This is a genomic window from Candidatus Phytoplasma ziziphi (assembly GCF_003640545.1).
In the GTDB taxonomy this organism is placed as follows: domain Bacteria; phylum Bacillota_I; class Bacilli_A; order Acholeplasmatales; family Acholeplasmataceae; genus Phytoplasma; species Phytoplasma ziziphi.
This window is the reverse complement of sequence record NZ_CP025121.1, coordinates 217330-235393: the sequence shown is the minus strand read 5'-3', so window position 1 is coordinate 235393 and position 18064 is coordinate 217330. Positions and strand designations below refer to the sequence as shown.

21 protein-coding genes and 1 pseudogene are annotated in these 18064 nt (G+C 23.1%); 14 read left to right on the top strand and 8 right to left on the bottom strand.

Annotation, left to right across the window (positions count from 1 at the left end; genetic code table 11):
* Positions 1–11: 11 nt before the first annotated feature.
* The 5 genes from CWO85_RS01305 to CWO85_RS01285 all read right to left on the bottom strand — a co-directional run bounded on the left by CWO85_RS01305 (position 12) and on the right by CWO85_RS01285 (position 4961).
* Positions 12–869 carry an ABC transporter permease gene (locus tag CWO85_RS01305; protein ID WP_121463899.1) on the bottom strand — a complete coding sequence of 286 codons (858 nt, stop codon included), beginning with the start codon at positions 867–869 and terminating at the stop codon, positions 12–14.
* Positions 870–920: 51 nt separating this feature from the next.
* Positions 921–1835 (bottom strand): ABC transporter permease, encoded by a 915-nt coding sequence (locus tag CWO85_RS01300; protein ID WP_121463898.1) that lies wholly within the window; start codon positions 1833–1835, stop codon positions 921–923.
* Between the two features lie 88 nt (positions 1836–1923).
* The gene (locus CWO85_RS01295) at positions 1924–2724 is read right to left on the bottom strand and encodes an ABC transporter ATP-binding protein (protein WP_121463897.1); all 801 of its coding nucleotides are present in this window, start codon (positions 2722–2724) and stop codon (positions 1924–1926) included.
* Positions 2721–3590: an oligopeptide/dipeptide ABC transporter ATP-binding protein gene (locus CWO85_RS01290; protein WP_268876794.1), complete on the bottom strand. Its 870-nt coding sequence runs from the start codon at positions 3588–3590 to the stop codon at positions 2721–2723. The genes CWO85_RS01295 and CWO85_RS01290 overlap by 4 nt, the downstream gene beginning before the upstream one ends.
* A 636-nt stretch (positions 3591–4226) precedes the next feature.
* Complete coding sequence (locus CWO85_RS01285; protein ID WP_121463895.1) at positions 4227–4961, bottom strand: pseudouridine synthase; 735 nt, start codon at positions 4959–4961, stop codon at positions 4227–4229.
* A gap of 1201 nt (positions 4962–6162) precedes the next feature.
* Here CWO85_RS01285 and CWO85_RS03710 point away from each other — a divergent pair.
* Complete coding sequence (locus CWO85_RS03710; protein WP_201736604.1) at positions 6163–6324, top strand: hypothetical protein; 162 nt, start codon at positions 6163–6165, stop codon at positions 6322–6324.
* Complete coding sequence (locus tag CWO85_RS01280) at positions 6321–7316, top strand: hypothetical protein (protein WP_121463894.1); 996 nt, start codon at positions 6321–6323, stop codon at positions 7314–7316. The genes CWO85_RS03710 and CWO85_RS01280 overlap by 4 nt, the downstream gene beginning before the upstream one ends.
* Before the next feature lie 509 nt (positions 7317–7825).
* Here CWO85_RS01280 and CWO85_RS03860 read toward each other — a convergent pair.
* From CWO85_RS03860 to CWO85_RS01265, 3 genes are all read right to left on the bottom strand, one after another.
* A complete protein-coding gene (locus CWO85_RS03860; RefSeq protein WP_420885400.1) occupies positions 7826–8131 on the bottom strand; it encodes a DNA adenine methylase in 306 nt (101 codons plus the stop codon).
* A gap of 31 nt (positions 8132–8162) precedes the next feature.
* Positions 8163–8333, bottom strand: coding sequence for a DNA adenine methylase (locus CWO85_RS03810; protein ID WP_121463893.1), 171 nt, complete (start codon positions 8331–8333; stop codon positions 8163–8165).
* Between the two features lie 1108 nt (positions 8334–9441).
* Positions 9442–9933 (bottom strand): hypothetical protein, encoded by a 492-nt coding sequence (locus CWO85_RS01265; RefSeq protein WP_121463892.1) that lies wholly within the window; start codon positions 9931–9933, stop codon positions 9442–9444.
* Positions 9934–10057: 124 nt separating this feature from the next.
* On the opposite strand from CWO85_RS01265, the gene CWO85_RS01260 reads away from it, so the two are divergent.
* The 12 genes and pseudogenes from CWO85_RS01260 (at position 10058) to CWO85_RS01215 (ending at position 17610) form a co-directional block, all read left to right on the top strand.
* Positions 10058–10474, top strand: a complete 417-nt coding sequence (locus CWO85_RS01260; protein ID WP_121463891.1) for a hypothetical protein — start codon at positions 10058–10060, stop codon at positions 10472–10474.
* Positions 10455–11318, top strand: a complete 864-nt coding sequence (locus CWO85_RS01255; RefSeq protein ID WP_121463890.1) for an ATP-binding protein — start codon at positions 10455–10457, stop codon at positions 11316–11318. The genes CWO85_RS01260 and CWO85_RS01255 overlap by 20 nt, the downstream gene beginning before the upstream one ends.
* A complete protein-coding gene (locus CWO85_RS01250; RefSeq protein WP_121463889.1) occupies positions 11315–11932 on the top strand; it encodes a lambda-exonuclease family protein in 618 nt (205 codons plus the stop codon). Before CWO85_RS01255 ends, CWO85_RS01250 begins: the two co-directional genes overlap by 4 nt.
* A gap of 36 nt (positions 11933–11968) precedes the next feature.
* A complete protein-coding gene (locus CWO85_RS01245) occupies positions 11969–12223 on the top strand; it encodes a hypothetical protein (RefSeq protein WP_121463888.1) in 255 nt (84 codons plus the stop codon).
* 78 nt (positions 12224–12301) lie between these two features.
* Positions 12302–12574 (top strand): annotated as a pseudogene (locus tag CWO85_RS01240) (HU family DNA-binding protein); the annotation flags it as partial.
* A gap of 133 nt (positions 12575–12707) precedes the next feature.
* Entirely contained in the window at positions 12708–12884 is a 177-nt protein-coding gene (locus CWO85_RS03620; RefSeq protein WP_161554974.1) for a hypothetical protein, read from the top strand.
* A gap of 17 nt (positions 12885–12901) precedes the next feature.
* Positions 12902–13315, top strand: coding sequence for a hypothetical protein (locus tag CWO85_RS01235; protein ID WP_152031102.1), 414 nt, complete (start codon positions 12902–12904; stop codon positions 13313–13315).
* Positions 13308–13637 carry a hypothetical protein gene (locus tag CWO85_RS01230; RefSeq protein ID WP_121463885.1) on the top strand — a complete coding sequence of 110 codons (330 nt, stop codon included), beginning with the start codon at positions 13308–13310 and terminating at the stop codon, positions 13635–13637. Before CWO85_RS01235 ends, CWO85_RS01230 begins: the two co-directional genes overlap by 8 nt.
* A 41-nt stretch (positions 13638–13678) precedes the next feature.
* Complete coding sequence (locus CWO85_RS03615) at positions 13679–13843, top strand: hypothetical protein (RefSeq protein WP_161554973.1); 165 nt, start codon at positions 13679–13681, stop codon at positions 13841–13843.
* Between the two features lie 47 nt (positions 13844–13890).
* A complete protein-coding gene (locus CWO85_RS01225; RefSeq protein WP_121463884.1) occupies positions 13891–14472 on the top strand; it encodes a hypothetical protein in 582 nt (193 codons plus the stop codon).
* On the top strand, positions 14473–15369 hold the full coding sequence (locus CWO85_RS01220; protein ID WP_121463883.1) for a hypothetical protein: 897 nt from the start codon (positions 14473–14475) through the stop codon (positions 15367–15369). It abuts the gene before it with no gap.
* A gap of 24 nt (positions 15370–15393) precedes the next feature.
* Positions 15394–17610 (top strand): ATP-binding protein, encoded by a 2217-nt coding sequence (locus tag CWO85_RS01215; RefSeq protein WP_121463882.1) that lies wholly within the window; start codon positions 15394–15396, stop codon positions 17608–17610.
* Positions 17611–18064 lie beyond the last annotated feature (454 nt).

Here is an 18064-nt window from a genome sequence, read left to right as displayed (position 1 = left end):
AATTTAAAAATTTAATTTTTTTGATCCTTTTCAAAATAATTAATTAAACCCTTACCTATTAAATTAAAAGAAAAGATAGTTAAAAAAATAATAATAAAAGGTCCATAAAATAAATGAGGATAGCTCATAATATAATCTTTAGAAGAATATAAAATGTTACCCCATTCAGCTTTAGTTCTATTCAAACCTAAACCTATAAAACCAAATCCTGAAATAACTAAAATAACATTAGACATATTTAATATCATTTTAGTTATTAAATTACTTAAAAGATTTGGTAAAATATGTTTTTGAATAATTCGAATATCATTCGAACCCAAAGCTTTAGAAGCTTTAATAAAATCTTTTTGTTTAATTGTTAAAGTATTAACCCTTATAATACGAATATAATCCGGAATATATAAAACACATAATACAATAACAAGAGTTGCTGTGGTTTGTTTTTTAAAACATAACATAATTAAAATAGCTAATATAATATCAGGGAAAATAGTTAAAAAATCACATATAAAAATAATTATATTTTCAAAAAAACCTCTAAAATAACCAGCTATAATTCCTAATAAACAACCTATAAAACTACTTATAATTATTGTTATAAAACTTATTTGTAAAGAAATTTTAGATCCTTCTAACACACGACTAAATATATCATAACCTGTCGCATCAGTTCCCATCCAATGTTTAGGACTATAACTTTGAAATGTTTCGTTACCTGAAGAAACATAAGGATCTGGAAAAAATTTAGAACGAAATAAAACACAAAAAGACAAAATAGTCAAAAATAAAAGACCGAATAAAATATTTTTATCTTTTAAAATTTTGGTTTTTTGTTTAAAAGAATTTATTAAGCAATTTATATTTTTCATTATTAATTTTAAAATTTTCTTTCTTTCTAATTTTTTTGTCGTAGGATATTTTTATTTTTTTTGATTTATTTTAGGATTTAACCAAAAATAAACGGAATCTAACAATAAATTAAAAATAGAAATAAAAATAGCTAATAAAATAATACAACATTGAATAATAGGAAAATCTCTATCTTCAAAAGCTTGAATTGTTAATTTTCCTATACCATTTAAACCAAATACAAATTCTGTAATTACAGTCCCTCCAATTAAAGAGACGAAAATCAAACCAATATTAGCTAATATAGGAATTAAAGCATTTTTTAAAGCATGTTTAAAAACGACTGTTTGTGTCGACAACCCTTTAGCATAAGCTGTTACAATATAAGGTTGTTTTAGTGATTCAATCATATTATTATTGGTTATTTTAAATATACGGCTACTAACAATTAAAGATAAAGTTAAAATAGCTAAACAATAAGAATCTGATATTGTAAATAAATCTAGTTTATAAGCTAAAAAATATTGCAAAATAAAACCGATAATAAAAGTAGGAGTTGATGAGAAAAAAAGAAAAATAAATTCTAATAAAAAATTTTTTTTAGTATTTTTCCATAAAGCGGATAAAGATCCGAAACAAATACCTATTATAGAACCAAAAATACAACTAGTAATAGTTAATAATAAAGTTATTTTAAAGCCATTCCAAAAAAGTTCTAATGTTTTAGTTTTATATTTATAAGATTTACCAAAATTAAATTTTAATATGTTTTCTAAATATATTTTTAATTGTTCGCTTAAACTTTTGTCTAATCCTAATTCTTCTTCTAAAATTTTTCTTTGTTCTGGTGTAGGTCCTTTTTGGCCAAAAGCTGCTTTAATCGGATCTCCTATTAATCGAACAATAAAAAAACTTGTTAATATAACAGTTATTAAAATTAATAAAACATATAAAGTTTTTTTATAAATAAAATTTATTAAAGACATGCATATATGTTCTCTTTTCTAAAATATTTTTTGATTTATCTATATAATGTATAAATTATATTTTAATCATCTTTGTAAATAATATTTTTTAGTAATTTTGAAATTTTGTTTTTAAAAAATCATTTAACAAAGATTTAGTGTAATCATGTTTAGGTTTTGTCAAAATTTCTTTGATAGAACCTTTTTCAACGATTTCTCCTTTATACATAACTATAACATCGTCAACCATTTGAGATATAACACCTAAATCATGAGTAATAAATAAAATAGATGTTTTAATTTCTTTTTGTAAATTATTAATTAAATTCAAAATTTCTTGTTGAATTATAACATCTAAAGCTGTAGTTGGTTCATCAGCAATCAAAAGTTTTGGTTCGCATATTAAAGCCATCGAGATCATTATTCTTTGACACATTCCGCCTGATAATTGATGAGGATAAGAATTCATAACTCTAGGAATATCATTTATTTGAACTTTATTTAAAATTTCAAAAATTTTTTTTTCACCTTCTTGAACACTAATTTTTTTATGTAATTTTAAAATTTCCATAATTTGGTCTTTTATTTTAAAAACAGGATTTAAACTAGACATAGCATCCTGAAAAATCATAGCTATTTCATTTCCGCGAATTTTTTCCATTTTTTTTTGGTTATATTTAGAAATTTCTTCTTCATTAAAAAAAATTTTACCTTTATAATGCACTTTAGAATTATTATTTAATAATTTTAAAATAGCAATAGCTGTTTGACTTTTTCCACTTCCTGATTCTCCCACTATACCTAAAGTTTTTCCTTTTTGTAATTCAAAAGAAATTCCTTTAACTGCTTTTACTAATCCTTGCGGAGTTTCGAAATAAGTATGTAAATTTTCAATTTTTAATAGACTCATTTGTGTTTCTCTTTTTTTAATTCATTTTTTAAAGTACATCTTATAAAATGTTGAGGCTCGATTTCAAACCAATCTAAATCTTTTTTATTTTGATGAAATAAAAATTCAAAATCTGGAGTTTGATAAAAAATTTTATGTTCTGTTTTTTCTTTCGCATTTAATTGTGGAATAGCGTTTAAAATTTGTTTTGTATAAGGATGACAAGGATTTTTTAAAATTTGTTCTTTAGGCGCTAATTCTACTATATTCCCTAAATACATTACACATATTCGATCACTTAAATAGCTAGCTACTCCTAAATCATGAGTAATAAATAAAACAGTTAATTGAAAATCTTTTTTTAAATCATTCAAAAGTTCAAGAATTTTAACTTGTGTCGAAACATCTAACGCTGAAACAATTTCGTCACAAACAATAAACTTAGGTTCGATAATTAATGTTCTAGCGATAGCTATTCTTTGTCTTTGACCTCCTGATAATTGCGTTGGATAACGGTGATAAAGAGATTTATCAATTTGGCATTTACTCATAATATCTAAAATTTTTTGTTTATATAAAGGGTCTTTTTTATTTTTAGCCATTTTATGAATTAGAAGCCCTTCGCCAATGATATCAGAAATTTTTAATAAAGTATTTAAGGATGAAAAAGGATCTTGAAAAATAATTTGAAGATCTTTTCTTAATAAACGTTTTTGTTTATTATTTAATTTTGTTAAATTAATTTGGTTTGTTGAATCTTGATGATAAAAAACATTTCCGGAAGTAGGCGTTTGAAGTTGTAAAATTAATTGTCCTAAGGTTGATTTTCCTGAACCTGAACTTCCTACTAAAGATAAAGTTTCGCCTTTAAAGATCGATAAATCAATATTTTGATTAGCTTTTAAAAATTGAGCTTTTTGAAAAAATTTTTTTTGAATTAAAAAATCTTTTGATAAATTTTGGAGATTAATTATAACTTGTTTATTAATTTCTTATACCTATCTCTTCCTATTGTTATATATTTTTTTAATTTTTTAAATAAAAAACTATTAAAAAAATATTAAATTTATTATACTAAAAAATTATTGTTTATTAATAATTAAAAAAATTAAATTATTTGTTTAAGCAATATTTAAGATAATAATAAAAAAATATATAATTAATTAAAAAATTTTAATTAAAATTTGTAATATTTATTAATCGAAAAACTAATAAAATTATATATCATTATAATTTAAAAAAATTATTTTTTATTTAATTTTGAAATTTTTTCAAAATATTTTGTTATTAAACGAAATTATATTTATAAAAAAAGATTAACTCGCAAGTTAATTTTTATATTAAGATTTTTTAAGTAATTTATAAAAAGACAAAAGATGAAATTATTATTAAAAAAAATTTAAAATTAAATTAAAAATATATAAAAAGATTATTATTTTTTTTAATATTATTTTATTAAAGATGGAAAAGAATCTGAATTATTATAATTTTTATTTTAAATGTTTTTTAAGAAAGATTATTTTTTATTCTAATGATTTTAATTGATTAATTTCTTTTTGTTTTAAAACACGATATTCACCTAGTTTTATTTTTTCTAAAGTTAAAAAAGAATATCGATAACGTATTAATTTGATTACTTTTAATCCTAAAGCGGAAATCATTTTTCTGATTTGTCTATTTTTTCCTTCAGTGATAATAATTTTTAACCATAAATTTTTTTCTTTATGATAAGAAGGTTTAAGCCAAGCAACTAATTTTGGAATAGCTAGATAATTATCATCAATCAAAACTCCTTTTTTTAAAAAAATTAGATCTCGAGAGGATAAATTTTGATTAACTTTAACGTGATATTCTTTAGGAATTAAAGAAGTAGGATGAGTTAATTTATGTGTTAAAGGACCATCGTTTGTTAATAATAATAATCCTTCAGTTAAAAAATCTAATCTTCCTACAGGATAAACTCGGTTGTTTAAATCTTGCGACTTTAATAAATTTAAAACTGTTTTTCTTTGACGATCGTCTCGAACAGTTGTTAAATAACCTTTAGGTTTGTATAGTAAAAAATAAACTAAAGGGCTCAAAAAAATTTTTCGCCCATCTACTAAAATAATATCAGATGTACTAACTTTAACTCCTAATTTAGAAATAATTTTTCCATTTACTTTAATTTTTCCAGATAAAATCATCTTTTCAGCATCTCTTCTGGAAGATATATTTGCTTGAGATAAAATTTTTTGTAATCTTTGGAATTTTTCCATCTATTTTCCTTTATTGTTATTTTAAATATTAAAGAATTGAGATTTTTTAATTATATTTATAAATATAAAATTTAGTTTAAAATTATTTATTAAAATTACTATTATTTTATGATGTATTGTTTTTAATTGGGGTATCCCGAAATAAACATTTTTTCAAAATTACCATCAAAAGCAATTTTCAAAAACTAATTATTATTAAAATTATAAACTATTTTTTTTATTTGTTAACATAAAAAAACATAAAAAATTAATTTTTTTTAATTTTTGAAAACGATTCGAAAAACTGCCTAAAATACTTTATTTTTTTAAAAAAATATTTATATATTTAAAAAAATAAAATCTTACATCTTACTTTTTAGAATATCTAATAAAATAAAATATAAGATGTAAGATTTTATTTTTTTTATTTTTAAGTTATTTTAAAATAGATGTATATTGGTATGCTGTAAAAAATCAAACAAACAATAAATACTATAATGTTTTGTAAAATATTATTTTTAAAATTAACTGATGATATCATTTCTTGACTGTGTGGAGACCAAATAACGGTTATTCATCGCCGATTAATTATGCAACCCAGCACGGCTACGCTTAATATTTTATGAGGATAAAATATTAAAAAACGCGCCACCCCATATATAGCTTGTTTCGAACAGGTTTTTTTCGGTCTTTTTTTTTTATGCCCTTAAATACGTATCTTTAAAAATATTTAAAAAATGACTTTTAAAGGTTGACTAAATAAAAAAAATCATTATAATAATTTAATTTTAATAACTAGATATATAAGATGTAAGATCTTTTTTTTTTTTTTTATATATTTAAATTTAAAAATAAAAAAAAATTTAAAATCTTACATCTTACTTTTTAGAGTATTTGATAAAATAAGATATAAGATGTAAGATATTATTTTTTTTTATTAATATATTTTTTTAAAAAAATAATATATTTTAGGCGATTTTTTAAAAATTTAATATATTATTTGTAAAAAATAACGTTTTTAGGTGGTTAAGCCGCTTTACAAAAATTAAATATTTTTAAATATTTTTATTAAATATTTTTTGAAAAAAAATAACCTATTTTAGGCGGTTTTTGAAGCCAGCGCGCACAAAATAAAAAAAATTTAATTTTTTATGTTTTTTATGTTGACAAATAAAAAAAATAATTTATAATATTAGTAATTAGTTTTTGAGAATTGCTTTTGATGGTAATTTTGAAAAAACGTTTATTCCGGGTCTTCTCCAAAGTTAACTTTACTAATTCTACTCATATGCTGATAAATTTGATTCAACCAAAACACGGTCTAGAAATGGAACCCCAAAAAAACTTAACTGTTTATTGTGGTTGTGGTAAATTAAAAAAATGAATTATTATTATTTAGGGATTAATTTTGTTGTTGGTTGTCTTGCTTTATATATCATTATAAAAACTAAATATTTGGATTTTATGATCAATCCTTCAAATAAGTTTTATAAACAAAATTTCAAAACTTATATTAATAACCATTACGATCAAAAACAAAATAAATTTATTCATAAAAACATTGATAAAATTAATCAATCAAAAGAAAATATTTTTCAAAAAAATAAATCAAAGACCGTTATATCTCATAAAAGTGTTTTTTATAGGTTATATAGCTTGATTGGCATTCTCATCTTATCGACAAATATTGCTATTTACTTTTTGCTTTCTTGTCAAAAGGATAAATTATGTAATATTTGGTTTTTAACAATAGTCGTTATATTTTTATTTTATTTCATACGTTTTTTGTTTTATTGTTTTGTAGATGTATATTTTTTTTCTAGTTGGATTTGCTTATTATTTTCGCTCTTTTTGGCTATTGCATGGGGAGTATATTTTGCTTGCCTTTATCTTGTAGAATATAAGTTATTAACAACTCAATTTGTAAAATCGAATTTATCACAAATCATTTTAAAATATTTTTTATTATTATTTGTTTTGTTACCTTTTTTGATAAGCTTTATAGTGATTTTTTTTGTAAGTTATTTATATAGAGCTAATAAAATAAAAGTTAACACGAAATTTCATATTTGGCTAAAAAAACTATTTATCATTAGTTTTTTTTCTGCTACATCTTTTTTATCTTATATCTTAAGTAGTAATAATCTAATTGTTTTACTTTTAGGATTATTAGAATCGTTATTTTATTTGATATTATATAGCTTAGTTTGGATTAATACTTTAAATCAACTAGATCGTTTTATTGAACAGAAAATACCTAAAAAATGCGAATGGCTTTTAGTTTGGTTTTTATTTGAAGCCTTTGTGATGATATTCTTAGCAATTTTAGTGATTATCATACGTATTGTAAATTATTTCGTTGAAAAAATAAAATAAATAAGAATTTAATATTAATTAAGGTATTTTTTTGATTTCTTAGGTTCATAATAGCTTCACCAAAAATTAATTTTTATTAAATTTATTTAAACATTTTTTTGCTTAGTGTTATAATGATCGTGATAAATCATATGCGTTTTGATTCGCATCTATTATATATGGTCTCACACATGACTGTACGAGCAAGTTTCCAAACATACGGCTGTTAATTTAATACCTATTTTCGCGGAATCCTTGAAACATCACTGTTTAAACGTTTATTTATTCAAGATTTGTTTTATTTTGTTTTGATTTTTTTTGATTACCAAAGTCAAAAATAAACGTAATAATCCAAATTACCGCTAAAAGTACAGCTCAAAAAGCTAAAATTTGAGTTTGACTTTTTTTATTGTCAAAACTTGGAATCAAAGGAGAAGAAATGAAGATAAATTATCAACATGCAAACACAAAAATATATATTGAATTAATTTCTACAATTATTGAAAAAATTTTCAATGTTCGCGATTAGATTACATAACATTGTTGTTTAAAAAAGAGATAAATTCTTTTAAATTATTTTGATTCATAATGTTAGATAATGAAATATTAGTTTTCTTGTTAAAAGGAGTATTAAATTGATTTTTGGAATTGACACGATAAAGTCCATTGAAACAAGTTTTATTGAGAAAAAGAAATCTTGCAGTTTTATGGATATCATCTAATAAAGTAATGTTTTCATTACGTAATTGATAATAAAAGGCTTCTTTTTCGTTATTTAGTTTTTCGACATATTCTTTTAATAATTGGAGGACATCATCAGAATTGGTTTTTAAAATTTTCCATGCTGTTATTAGTTCTTCATTAATATCAGAAATGGACAGCTTTGGAAGGTAATAAATCTAAAAAGACGCTACCGCCACCAAGAAATGGTTCGTAATATGTTTTATATTCAATATCCATGATGATGTTTAAAAAATTTAATAATTGTGTTTTATCTCCAGACCATTTGACAAATGGTTTAATTTTGGTTTTGTTCATTAGGCTCACCTTCCTTTCTTTTTTGGATTTGTATAATAAAAAAAAGAATTAGAGGTTAATCTAATTCTTTATGATTAAAGTTATTATTTTTTATTTTCAAGTTTGTCGATTTCGTAATTCTTATCATCAAGTAATTGTTGTGCTAATTTGATATTACGAGTAATGAAAATAATTTTGTTTTGCATGCTATCGTTAGTTTTTTGGTCTTGTTATTCTTTTGGTAATTTGAGAAAAGTTTGCCAATCTTTAAAGGTAGCGCTTTAATAATTTAAACCTTTTTCAAAATTACTAAAATTGAAAAAACTTAAATTATTTATTTTATGTATTAACTATAACATAAAAATTATTTTTTTCAACAATAAAATTGAAAAAAAAAAAAAAATGTGATTTTTTGATTGGATTTGATTTTAAAAATCCCTATTATTAAATGTTTTTTTTCTTTTCTATTTAAAAAAATAAAATGTTAACAATAAAAAAACTGATTTTGGATTGGATTTGATTTTAAAAATCCCTTTTCTCCCCTATTTTAAAAAAAATTTTATTTTTTTAAATAGAAAATGGGATAAGTTAATACACGGCCACGTTCTTATTTTAAAAAAAAGACGTATAGAAAGACATTTAAAGCATTATTTATAATGAAAAAAACAAACATTGAACGCGTACACGGAAATAAGTAATTTTATTCAAAAACATAGGAGAAAAAAATAATACTAAATAATAAGAAAGAGCGAATGGAATTAATAAAAAAAATTGCTTTAAATTTAATTTAATTCATATAAATTATACCATATTTGAATGTCTTTTGGGATATAAAAGGTATTATTTTTGAATTATTTTATATCTTTTTTGATATTGTTTTTGTATTATTTTTGTATTGTTTTATATGTCATTTTATATGTCATTTTTAGCTACAAGTAGAGCCCACATTTTAGAATGCAGACAAGGGGTTAATAACTTTTATTTAAAAATATTGCTACCTTTTTATATTTTTAAATAATTCTAATTTTTTTAAAATGGGGGGTACTAAAATATAGCTACCTTTTATTTTTTAGTCCCTTGATTGTCAATGGGTGTCCTCCTTATGTTGTTATATTTCTTTTGTGTTTATTTATAATAGATTTTCGTTTATGTCTATATGATTATCAAGATTTGCGACTGAATATTTAGTAAAAGCGTAATCATTTATAAATTTTCTTATTTTTTCTAAATGTTCTTTATTTGGGTCTTTTGTTAAATCTAATTTGTTTATATAGTCTACAAAGTCTTTAAGGTTGTAGTCTATGTTATATAAAAGGGTTTTTTGGGTTTCTTTATTTGGCCCTGTTGTTTTGGTTATTTCTTGTGTTGTTAAAGTAAATAATGGTTCTTTGTTTGTTTTGGCTTGTTGGAGAGCTCTTTGTGCGTTAGCTGTGTTTTCTTGTGCTATAGCTGTGTATCCTTTTGCATTAGTTGTGTAACTTTGTACATTAGTTGTGTAAGCTGTGTTGTATCTTTGTGCCATAACTGTGTATTTTTGTGCCAAAGCTGTTTTTGCTTGTGCCTGAGCTGTGTTTTCTTGTGCGTTAGCTGTGGATGTTCGTGCACTATAAATATTCGGCATTGTCCCGCTTCACTAAAATGGAACCAGTTGGAAAGTTAAAATAAGTCAACTATTTATTAAAAAAATAGTTTGACTTATTTTTTTTGTTTCGAAATAAGTCAAACTGAAAAAGGAGATTTCAAAAATGAATAAATATTTATATGGTTTAAAAGAAATCATTAATTTTTTAATTCAACAAAATTATTTTAAAATTCGTTTATTTAATCAAAAAACTAATTATAACGTGAATAACCAAACTTTATATCTTAATTATGCTGACCTTTATGAAATACTGGTAATTTTGAAAAAAATAAAAAGTCCACCTTTTAAAATTCAAATGAATTTACAAATGACTAAGAAATATACTTTTGATCTTCAAAAGAAAATTTTATATTTAAAACAAGAACCTGAAATAAATACAATGGTCGCTTTAAATGAAAAATTATATCAACAAGTTTTTGGAGAAGCACCTCAAGAAGATGGTTGGGATGATTTAATTGAAAGAAACCGAAAAAAACTTTTTGGAGAGATAATGATATCTGATGACAAAAACACAAAATAATCAAATCATTCTTTCTTATCAAGAAGAAATTAAAAATAAAATCAAAACTTCACTTGAATTAAAAGGTTGGGTTTATGGTAAAGATTATCATGAAGAAGATTTAATCACTATCGGAAAATATTTAAAAGCTAAAAAAGAAACACCTTTTGGTTATCAATTGATTTTAAAAAAGAAATCATATATGCAGATGTTTTATAAAGAGACAGATCAAATTATATTTTATCATTTTCAAAATAAGCTTCAAAAAATCCATTCTTTATTTAATCAAAGTTTGAATTTAGAAAAATTAAAAACGATGAATATAGCCAATTTTACAAATAACAAGATTATTAAAAAATATTGGAATTATTTCGAAAGTGAACAAACAAAACCTAGTTTATATCTTTATGGCGATTTTAATACTGGTAAAACATTTTTCTTTAAATTAATAATGCAATATTTTCTTAAAGAAAAAAAAGATTTTTTGTTTCTTTTCCTTCCAGATTTACCTAGACAATTTAAGCCAGGATGGTTTGATGAAGAATTAAATAACAAAATGGATCATTTAAGAAATATTCCTTATTTATTCTTAGATGATTTGGGAGCGGAAAATTTAAGCATTTATTTTCGCGATGATATTTTATATCCTCTTTTAAACGCTCGTCAAGAAAAAGGATTAATTACTTTTATTAGTAGTAATTTAAATCCTTCACAATTGTCAGAACATTTAAAAATTACTAATGATAATAATCAAATTCTAAAAGCCCTTCGTATCATTAATAAACTCAAAAAAATGTGCCAATTTTATAATTTAGATTTGACTCATAATAATTTAAATCAATCTCAAAAAGGAGTTTTAAAATGAAAATTAATTTAAAACAGAATAGTTGGGCCTGGTTTCAACATCGTAAAAATTTTGTGAACGCTTCTGAAATAGGAACCATTATGGGTCTCAATCCTTACGAAACCAAAGAAGACTTAATTAAAAAAAAATTATTTGGTAGTTCCTTTATTTCTAATCCCGCGATGGAACATGGTAAAAAAACCGAACCAAAAGCGAATTTATTTTTTTCAGTGAAAACAAAAAGAAATTATAAACCCGCAGTATTTACCAGAGATATTTTTTCCGCTTCGTTAGATGGATATCATGCAGAAAGTGAGACGATGTTAGAAATAAAATGTCCTTTGGATAAAAATAGTTCTTCATGGAAAGATTTTTTTGAAAAAGACATTATACCTTCTTATTATTGGGCTCAAATCCAATGTGGGTTATTTTGTTCCGAAAGTAAAAGTGCCTTTTTTTTAGTGTACTTTAATCCTCAAGAACATTATCTCCAAGAAGTATTTTTAAAATCTTCTTTTATTGAAGAGATGAAAATTAAAGCTCAGGAATATCAAAAAATTTTACAACAATATCAAACATTAATGAAAGCAGAAAAGAAGATTAAAGATGACAAACACAAAACAAAATATAAATAAGAAAATAATAAAAATAAAAGGAGTTGAAAATAAATTATGATAGGGCCAATGTTAGAAATTATTTTTGAAGATAACCAAAACACTATTAAAAAAGAAGAGAATTTTTATTTTGAAAGCTTACTTTTAAAAAAATTTTTATACAACAATAATAAAATAACTAAAGTATTCGAATATAAATATAATGATAAACGTATATTACAGGAAACCGAAGAATATGATTATCAAACTTATATACAAATTTTTAATCTAGATTTTAAACAAAAAAGAAAAAGAAAAGAAAAAAGGAATTAAACCATGTCTATTAAAAACAAAAAAAATAAAAAACATTATCCAAAAAAAGAATAAAAATTTTGTTTTACGAAAGCTGATTTAATTACACAAATAGCTAAAGAAGGTAGAGTTACCATTACCGAAACAGAAGCTTTTTATAACATCTTCGAACAAGAATTAACCAAAGCGATTACTAACTATTCAAAAGTAATTTTGTCAGTAGGTTTAGGAAGATTTGTCTTAAAAACTCAGCCCGCTGGAAAATTAACAAATGTTAAAGGAAAAAAAATTTATTATCCTGAATCTACAGTTGTCAAATTTAAAATTTCAAATACTTTAAAACAAGCGGTTAAAAAAATTAAATTAACTTAATTTAAATAAATCAAAATAATTTAACTTTTCCGCTTTATAAAAGAATATAAGGTTTTTTTAAACTAAAAAAAATCTCCTTTTTGACTTTATATTCTTTTATAAAGCGGAAAAGTTAAAAAGAAAGAAGGAAAAAATGCCTTTTATTAAAAAAAACCATAAAACAAAAACAAAGAACATTCGAAACAAAAAAACAACTAATCCAAAAAAAGCTAAAACAAAAAACAATAAAAACATATTGTCTCCAAAAGTGAATAATACAAATTATTTAATTGTAGAACAAATTCAATCACTGTTAAAAAAAATTAAATAAGTCAAAGGAAACAATTAATGATGTGGCTTTTATTAACTCCTTTTTTTGGTATGTTTACTTTTATGAAAGATTGGTTTCATGGGTTTACAGTAGCGGAAATTTTAAATCGCAGATTAGATTTTATCGCCACTAATATTTTAGTTACCAGTTTTTTAATTGGTTTTAAACCTCTTTTTCTTTTAGTAAAAAATATTTTATCTTTTCCAATAATGTTTGTGATAGGTTTCTTCAAACCAAAAAAAGCAGTTCATTATTATCAAGAAAACATTACTAAATTATTAAAGAAACAAGATAAAATGGAATTAAAAAAACAATTATTAGAACAAAAGAAAGAAAAATTAGCAGCCAAAATAATCAAATTAGAAAAGAAAATAAGGATCAAGAAAACTCCTTTTCAGGAAGAAAGAGAGGAGGAAGAAGCGAATGAATAATTGGTCTTTTATGATTGGTTTAGCTTTTGCATTCGGGTTTATTCTTGGCAGCGTTTTTAATTTATTTATTCTTAAATGGTTAGATAATAAAATCTATCGTCCTCATCCTGAAATAAAAAACAAAAATCTTTTAAAAGACATTGAAAAAATAATTAATCAAAAAGATAAACAATTAAAAGATTTATCATTAACTATTAAAAACCTTCATATTAACCCACATGAAAAAGAGAAAGAAAATGAGAAATTGAAAAAAGATATCATTCTGGAAAAAGAAGCCCATAATCATTTATCTGTAATTAATCATGAAAACAAAAGTTATTAAATAATTAAATAAATAAAAGTAAAGGAAAAAAAGAAAAAAATATGGCAATCCAAAACATTAACAATAATACTCTGAAAAGAAAAAGAATAAGAATATCTAAAAAAGGTTCATTCATCCTTTTAGGTGTTTGTAGTCTTTTAATTATCGTTTTAGGAAGTTATTTTTACATGACGACCAAACCTCAAATAGAAACGAATATCTTATAATACCTTGTCAACAAGAAAATAAGGATTTAACTTCTTTAGAAATTAAAATGAAAACTCTCCAAGAAGAATTAAACAAAGAAAATTTAACTCCTGAAACTAAAAATAATTTAGAACAAATTATGAAAAAACAACAAGAAAAACAAACAAATTTAAAAAATTTCATTACTTTTCAAACTTATATGAATCATTTAGAAACTGATATTCAAGAATGTGAAAAAGAATTAAAAGAAAATGAAGTTAAAAAGGAAACTTCTTTAGCTAAAAAACATCAGCTGGCGGAAAAAAAATTAACTAAAGAAAAAGAATTTTTAGCTTTAAAAGAAAAACAAAAATTATTCACTGAAAAAGATGAATTACAAAATGATATTTTAAAAGATTTAAAAGAAAAATTAAAAAAACCTAATTTAACTCCTGCCGATAAAACTCCTTTAGAAACCAAACAAACAGAAATTGAAAAACGTATAATAGAAATCAATCAAGAAATTAATAATTTAATTACTAAAATGCAATTAAAAAATAAAATTGAAGCTTTAACAGAGGACATAGAAATGGAAAAAGATGAAGCTTTAAAACAACTTTTTATCAAACATAAAGAAATTTGTCAACAACAATTAGAAACTTTAAATTAATTGAAAAACAAATTTTCTTTTTGGTTGTCTCTTTATAGTTTATGTTTCTGTTTTTATTTAGGCATTGGAATTGCTTATTATTATTTATCTCCTCAAGAAAAAATAATATCTCCAAAAACTGTATTTTCTGAGATTTCAAAAGAAAAAGAAATACTTTTAAACAATAATTTTCAACCAGCTTCTTCAGAAATTGATCGTTTTTATTATCAATCCGTTATACCTATTAAAAAAGAACACTTAGAACATTTAGAAGTTTATGATGTTTATTTAGGTGAAAATACAGGGATGAAAGAAGTTTTGGGTTGGTTAAAATATTTTTTTCCTTATAAAAAATTTGAAACTCATTTTAGTTATGCTTTATATAATACTTCTGATATTGATAACCAAGTATCTTTTAATTTTCGGATTAAAGAACCTCCTCCTGAAAAATTTTTATTAGCTTATTTTGAAGGAGGAAGTAGAGAGGGTCAAAATGATAAGTATACTTTAGAAGATTTAAAGAACATGGGTAATGGAGCTTCTCATTTATATTTCTTTTGGAGTATGAATAAACCTTATTCTCCCCAACCAATACCTTTTATTCCTGAAAATTACCATTTAGAAATTATTTATGATAAAGGAACTAATTTTGGAGGACCAAGTTATTTGGCAATCGATAAAATCGTTATTAAAGATATTCAAAAAGATAAGATTTTTGGTGTTTATCCGATTAATCAAAAAATTAAAGAACCTTTCGTCATCTTTAATTATGATTTTAAATTAAAATTTCCTTTTTATAATTACGAACAAGAAGGCGTTTTATGGAATACTAATCATATTAAATCTTTAAAAAAAATTGATTTATATGAGAAAAGAACAGGACAACATCGAACTTTATATTATGATGTCGATGAATAATTCAAAAAAGAAAGGAGGCTTTATATGACTCTTATGAAAAAAATTTATTTTAGTTTTTTAATTTTTTTAAGTTTTTTAATTATAGGATTGAGTCTTTATTATGGGTTAAATACTAACAAGGTTGTTACTAACAAGAATACATCTCCTCTTAATAATGTTGAAAATCAAGAAACTTTATCTTTGTTAGAAAAAAGATTAAAAGATTTAGAAGCGGAAAATCAACAAAAAATAAATGAAGCAGAACAAATTAATACTCAAGATAAGCTTTTATCAGAAGAAATCCGTTTAAAAATGGGTCAATTAAGAGATTATATGGTTCAACTAGGTTATTTACAAAAAGCAATTCAAACTCAAGAAGAAGAACTTAAAAAAGAATTATTATCGGTTGATGAGAAAAAAATTTTAGAACAAAAAATGAAAGATTTAAAAAGTCAACATGCCGACATTCAAACTAAGAAAGACCAATTAAATCAAGCAACTTTGACTTTAATCGAAGAAAGAAAAGCGTTGCATCAAAAGAAAACTGAAAATGAAACAACTATTAAGGAACAAAAAAAAGTTTTCACTCAAGTAACTCAATTAAAAGACTTTGAAGAAGAAATTAATCTTTTAACTGAGGCCATGAATTATAATGAAGCGGAAAAAAAACAAATTCAAAGTTTATTAATTCAAAATGAAAATAATGATGAAGAAATTAAAAAATTAAAAAAATATCAATTATTTTTAGATCAACAATTATTATCTTTTGATCAAAGAATTAAAAAAATTGAAAGAGAAATGAAAGCTTTCAAAGAAAATACGCCTCTAGAAGAAAAGAAAAAGAAAAAAACATTTCAAGATGTTTATGGTATGGAAGAAGAAAAAGAACAATTCGCTAATATTATTCATTATTTTAATGCCAAAAAACATATTATTGGTTATCGGAATTTAAAACCCATGGGTATTTTATTATATGGACCTCCTGGAACAGGAAAAAGTCATTTAATGGAAGCATTAAGCGGTGAAGTAGACGCTCATTATATTTCTGTCGATCCTTCTCAATTTGATAAAACCTATGTCGGAGAAGGTAATGAAGAATTAGAAAAGATTTGGGCCGAAGCTGAATCCCATGAGAAAACAATTATCTTCATTGATGAAATTAGTGGGTTAGCGAATCGTGAAGATAAAAACGCTAATCAAACTTCTAAAAACATTATTAATAATTTATTATTAAAATTAGATGGTTTTAAAAGAACTGATAAAAAAATTATTTTAATGGGTGGTACTAACCATTTAGAACAAATTGACGGCGCTTTAAGAAGTCGTTTTCAAAAAGAAATTAAAATAGATTCTTTTAAAAAAGAAGAAACACCTGGTTTTTTAAAATGGTTTATGTTAAAAAATAATTATCGTTTAAGTTATCACGATGTTAATCATTTAGAAAGTTTAGTGACAAGAGCTTATAAGCATTTAGAAAAAATTAATAATGAAGCTCAAGAAGAAGCTCAAAAAGAAGCTCAAGAAGAAGCTCAAAAACATAAAATAAATATAGAAATCAAAGAGAAAACTTTATCCAATCGTGATTGGGTTAAATTAGTAACGGAAGCGGCTACGAATTATGACCGTTTCGCCTTTGAAAATCAAAATCATGAAGTCATGTTATCTTCTGATTTAGATGAAGCCTTAGATAATCTTTTAGGAATTAAGAAAACTAAAGGAGAAATCTTAGCTTATCGTAAAGAATGCGAAGATCAATATAAAGAATGGAAACAAGGAACTTTAAAATATTTAGAACCAAATAAAGATAAGACACCTATTCAAAAAACTTATATTTTGAGTCGTTTCAACGGTTTCGATCAATGTCAATACAAAGATAAAATTCCTAAAGATTTAGCGCCTTTTATTAGAGAACCTTTCAATAATTGGTATTATACAAATAAAATGCCTCCTTATAAAGGTCTTGGAGGTAGTGAAATGAGTTATTTTGTATGTTCACAGTTTGATATAGATAGTTTAAGTAAGGAAGATTCTAAATTTAACAATTCTTTTATCAGTATCGACGACACTATCCAAATGAAATACAAAGGTCCTAAATATTTATTAGAAGAAGATAAAGACTTTTACGTCAATGAAGTTCGATGTCCTTTACAACAAAATAAAAGATGGGAAAAAGGTAGAAACGCTACTTACTACCTTCACTTTAATCCAAAAAAACAATATATTACTTTATATACAGAGAAAATGAATACCAAAGAAAAATAAAAACAATTTACCACAAAAAGAGAGATGAAAAAAAACAACTTTTAATCAAAAATTCCTTTATAATAAAAAAAGATTTTTGATTTAAAAGAGAATAGAGGCTTTTTGTGGTTTTACCATTTTAAATATCAAAAAGAAAACCAACAAAACGCTCTCAAATAATAATGAGGGCTTGACTTGTTGGTTTTCTTTTTGAATACCTCATTGAAAAAAATATTCAGCCAAAACAAAAAAATTTAATTTAATTTTCATAAAAAATTTAGAAACAATAAAATAGAGGTTAAAATAAACTATAAATTCTCTCTATGAGAGGCAAAATAACTTAAATAAGACATTTTTTTTAATTTTAAGTAGAATACTATTACTAGATACTTTTTAATAAAGAATAGACACCTTTAAAGCTGTCATTTTTGATGATATCTTAAAATTAGACCGAACATTCCGCCATTTTTAATTA

Bases quoted from the DNA above. Each gene is read 5' to 3' on its own strand.
- CWO85_RS01295 (WP_121463897.1), bottom strand. From the start codon at position 2,724: ATGAGTCTATTAAAAATTGAAAATTTACATACTTATTTCGAAACTCCG.
- CWO85_RS03710 (WP_201736604.1), top strand. From the start codon at position 6,163: ATGGTAATTTTGAAAAAACGTTTATTCCGGGTCTTCTCCAAAGTTAAC.
- CWO85_RS03620 (WP_161554974.1), top strand. From the start codon at position 12,708: ATGCCTTTTATTAAAAAAAACCATAAAACAAAAACAAAGAACATTCGA.
- CWO85_RS03810 (WP_121463893.1), bottom strand. From the start codon at position 8,333: ATGAACAAAACCAAAATTAAACCATTTGTCAAATGGTCTGGAGATAAA.
- CWO85_RS01250 (WP_121463889.1), top strand. From the start codon at position 11,315: ATGAAAATTAATTTAAAACAGAATAGTTGGGCCTGGTTTCAACATCGT.
- CWO85_RS01245 (WP_121463888.1), top strand. From the start codon at position 11,969: ATGATAGGGCCAATGTTAGAAATTATTTTTGAAGATAACCAAAACACT.
- CWO85_RS01305 (WP_121463899.1), bottom strand. From the start codon at position 869: ATGAAAAATATAAATTGCTTAATAAATTCTTTTAAACAAAAAACCAAA.
- CWO85_RS01225 (WP_121463884.1), top strand. From the start codon at position 13,891: ATGAAAACTCTCCAAGAAGAATTAAACAAAGAAAATTTAACTCCTGAA.
- CWO85_RS03615 (WP_161554973.1), top strand. From the start codon at position 13,679: ATGGCAATCCAAAACATTAACAATAATACTCTGAAAAGAAAAAGAATA.
- CWO85_RS01235 (WP_152031102.1), top strand. From the start codon at position 12,902: ATGATGTGGCTTTTATTAACTCCTTTTTTTGGTATGTTTACTTTTATG.
- CWO85_RS01230 (WP_121463885.1), top strand. From the start codon at position 13,308: ATGAATAATTGGTCTTTTATGATTGGTTTAGCTTTTGCATTCGGGTTT.
- CWO85_RS01300 (WP_121463898.1), bottom strand. From the start codon at position 1,835: ATGTCTTTAATAAATTTTATTTATAAAAAAACTTTATATGTTTTATTA.
- CWO85_RS01255 (WP_121463890.1), top strand. From the start codon at position 10,455: ATGACAAAAACACAAAATAATCAAATCATTCTTTCTTATCAAGAAGAA.
- CWO85_RS01260 (WP_121463891.1), top strand. From the start codon at position 10,058: ATGAATAAATATTTATATGGTTTAAAAGAAATCATTAATTTTTTAATT.
- CWO85_RS01215 (WP_121463882.1), top strand. From the start codon at position 15,394: ATGACTCTTATGAAAAAAATTTATTTTAGTTTTTTAATTTTTTTAAGT.
- CWO85_RS01285 (WP_121463895.1), bottom strand. From the start codon at position 4,961: ATGGAAAAATTCCAAAGATTACAAAAAATTTTATCTCAAGCAAATATA.
- CWO85_RS01265 (WP_121463892.1), bottom strand. From the start codon at position 9,933: ATGCCGAATATTTATAGTGCACGAACATCCACAGCTAACGCACAAGAA.
- CWO85_RS01280 (WP_121463894.1), top strand. From the start codon at position 6,321: ATGAATTATTATTATTTAGGGATTAATTTTGTTGTTGGTTGTCTTGCT.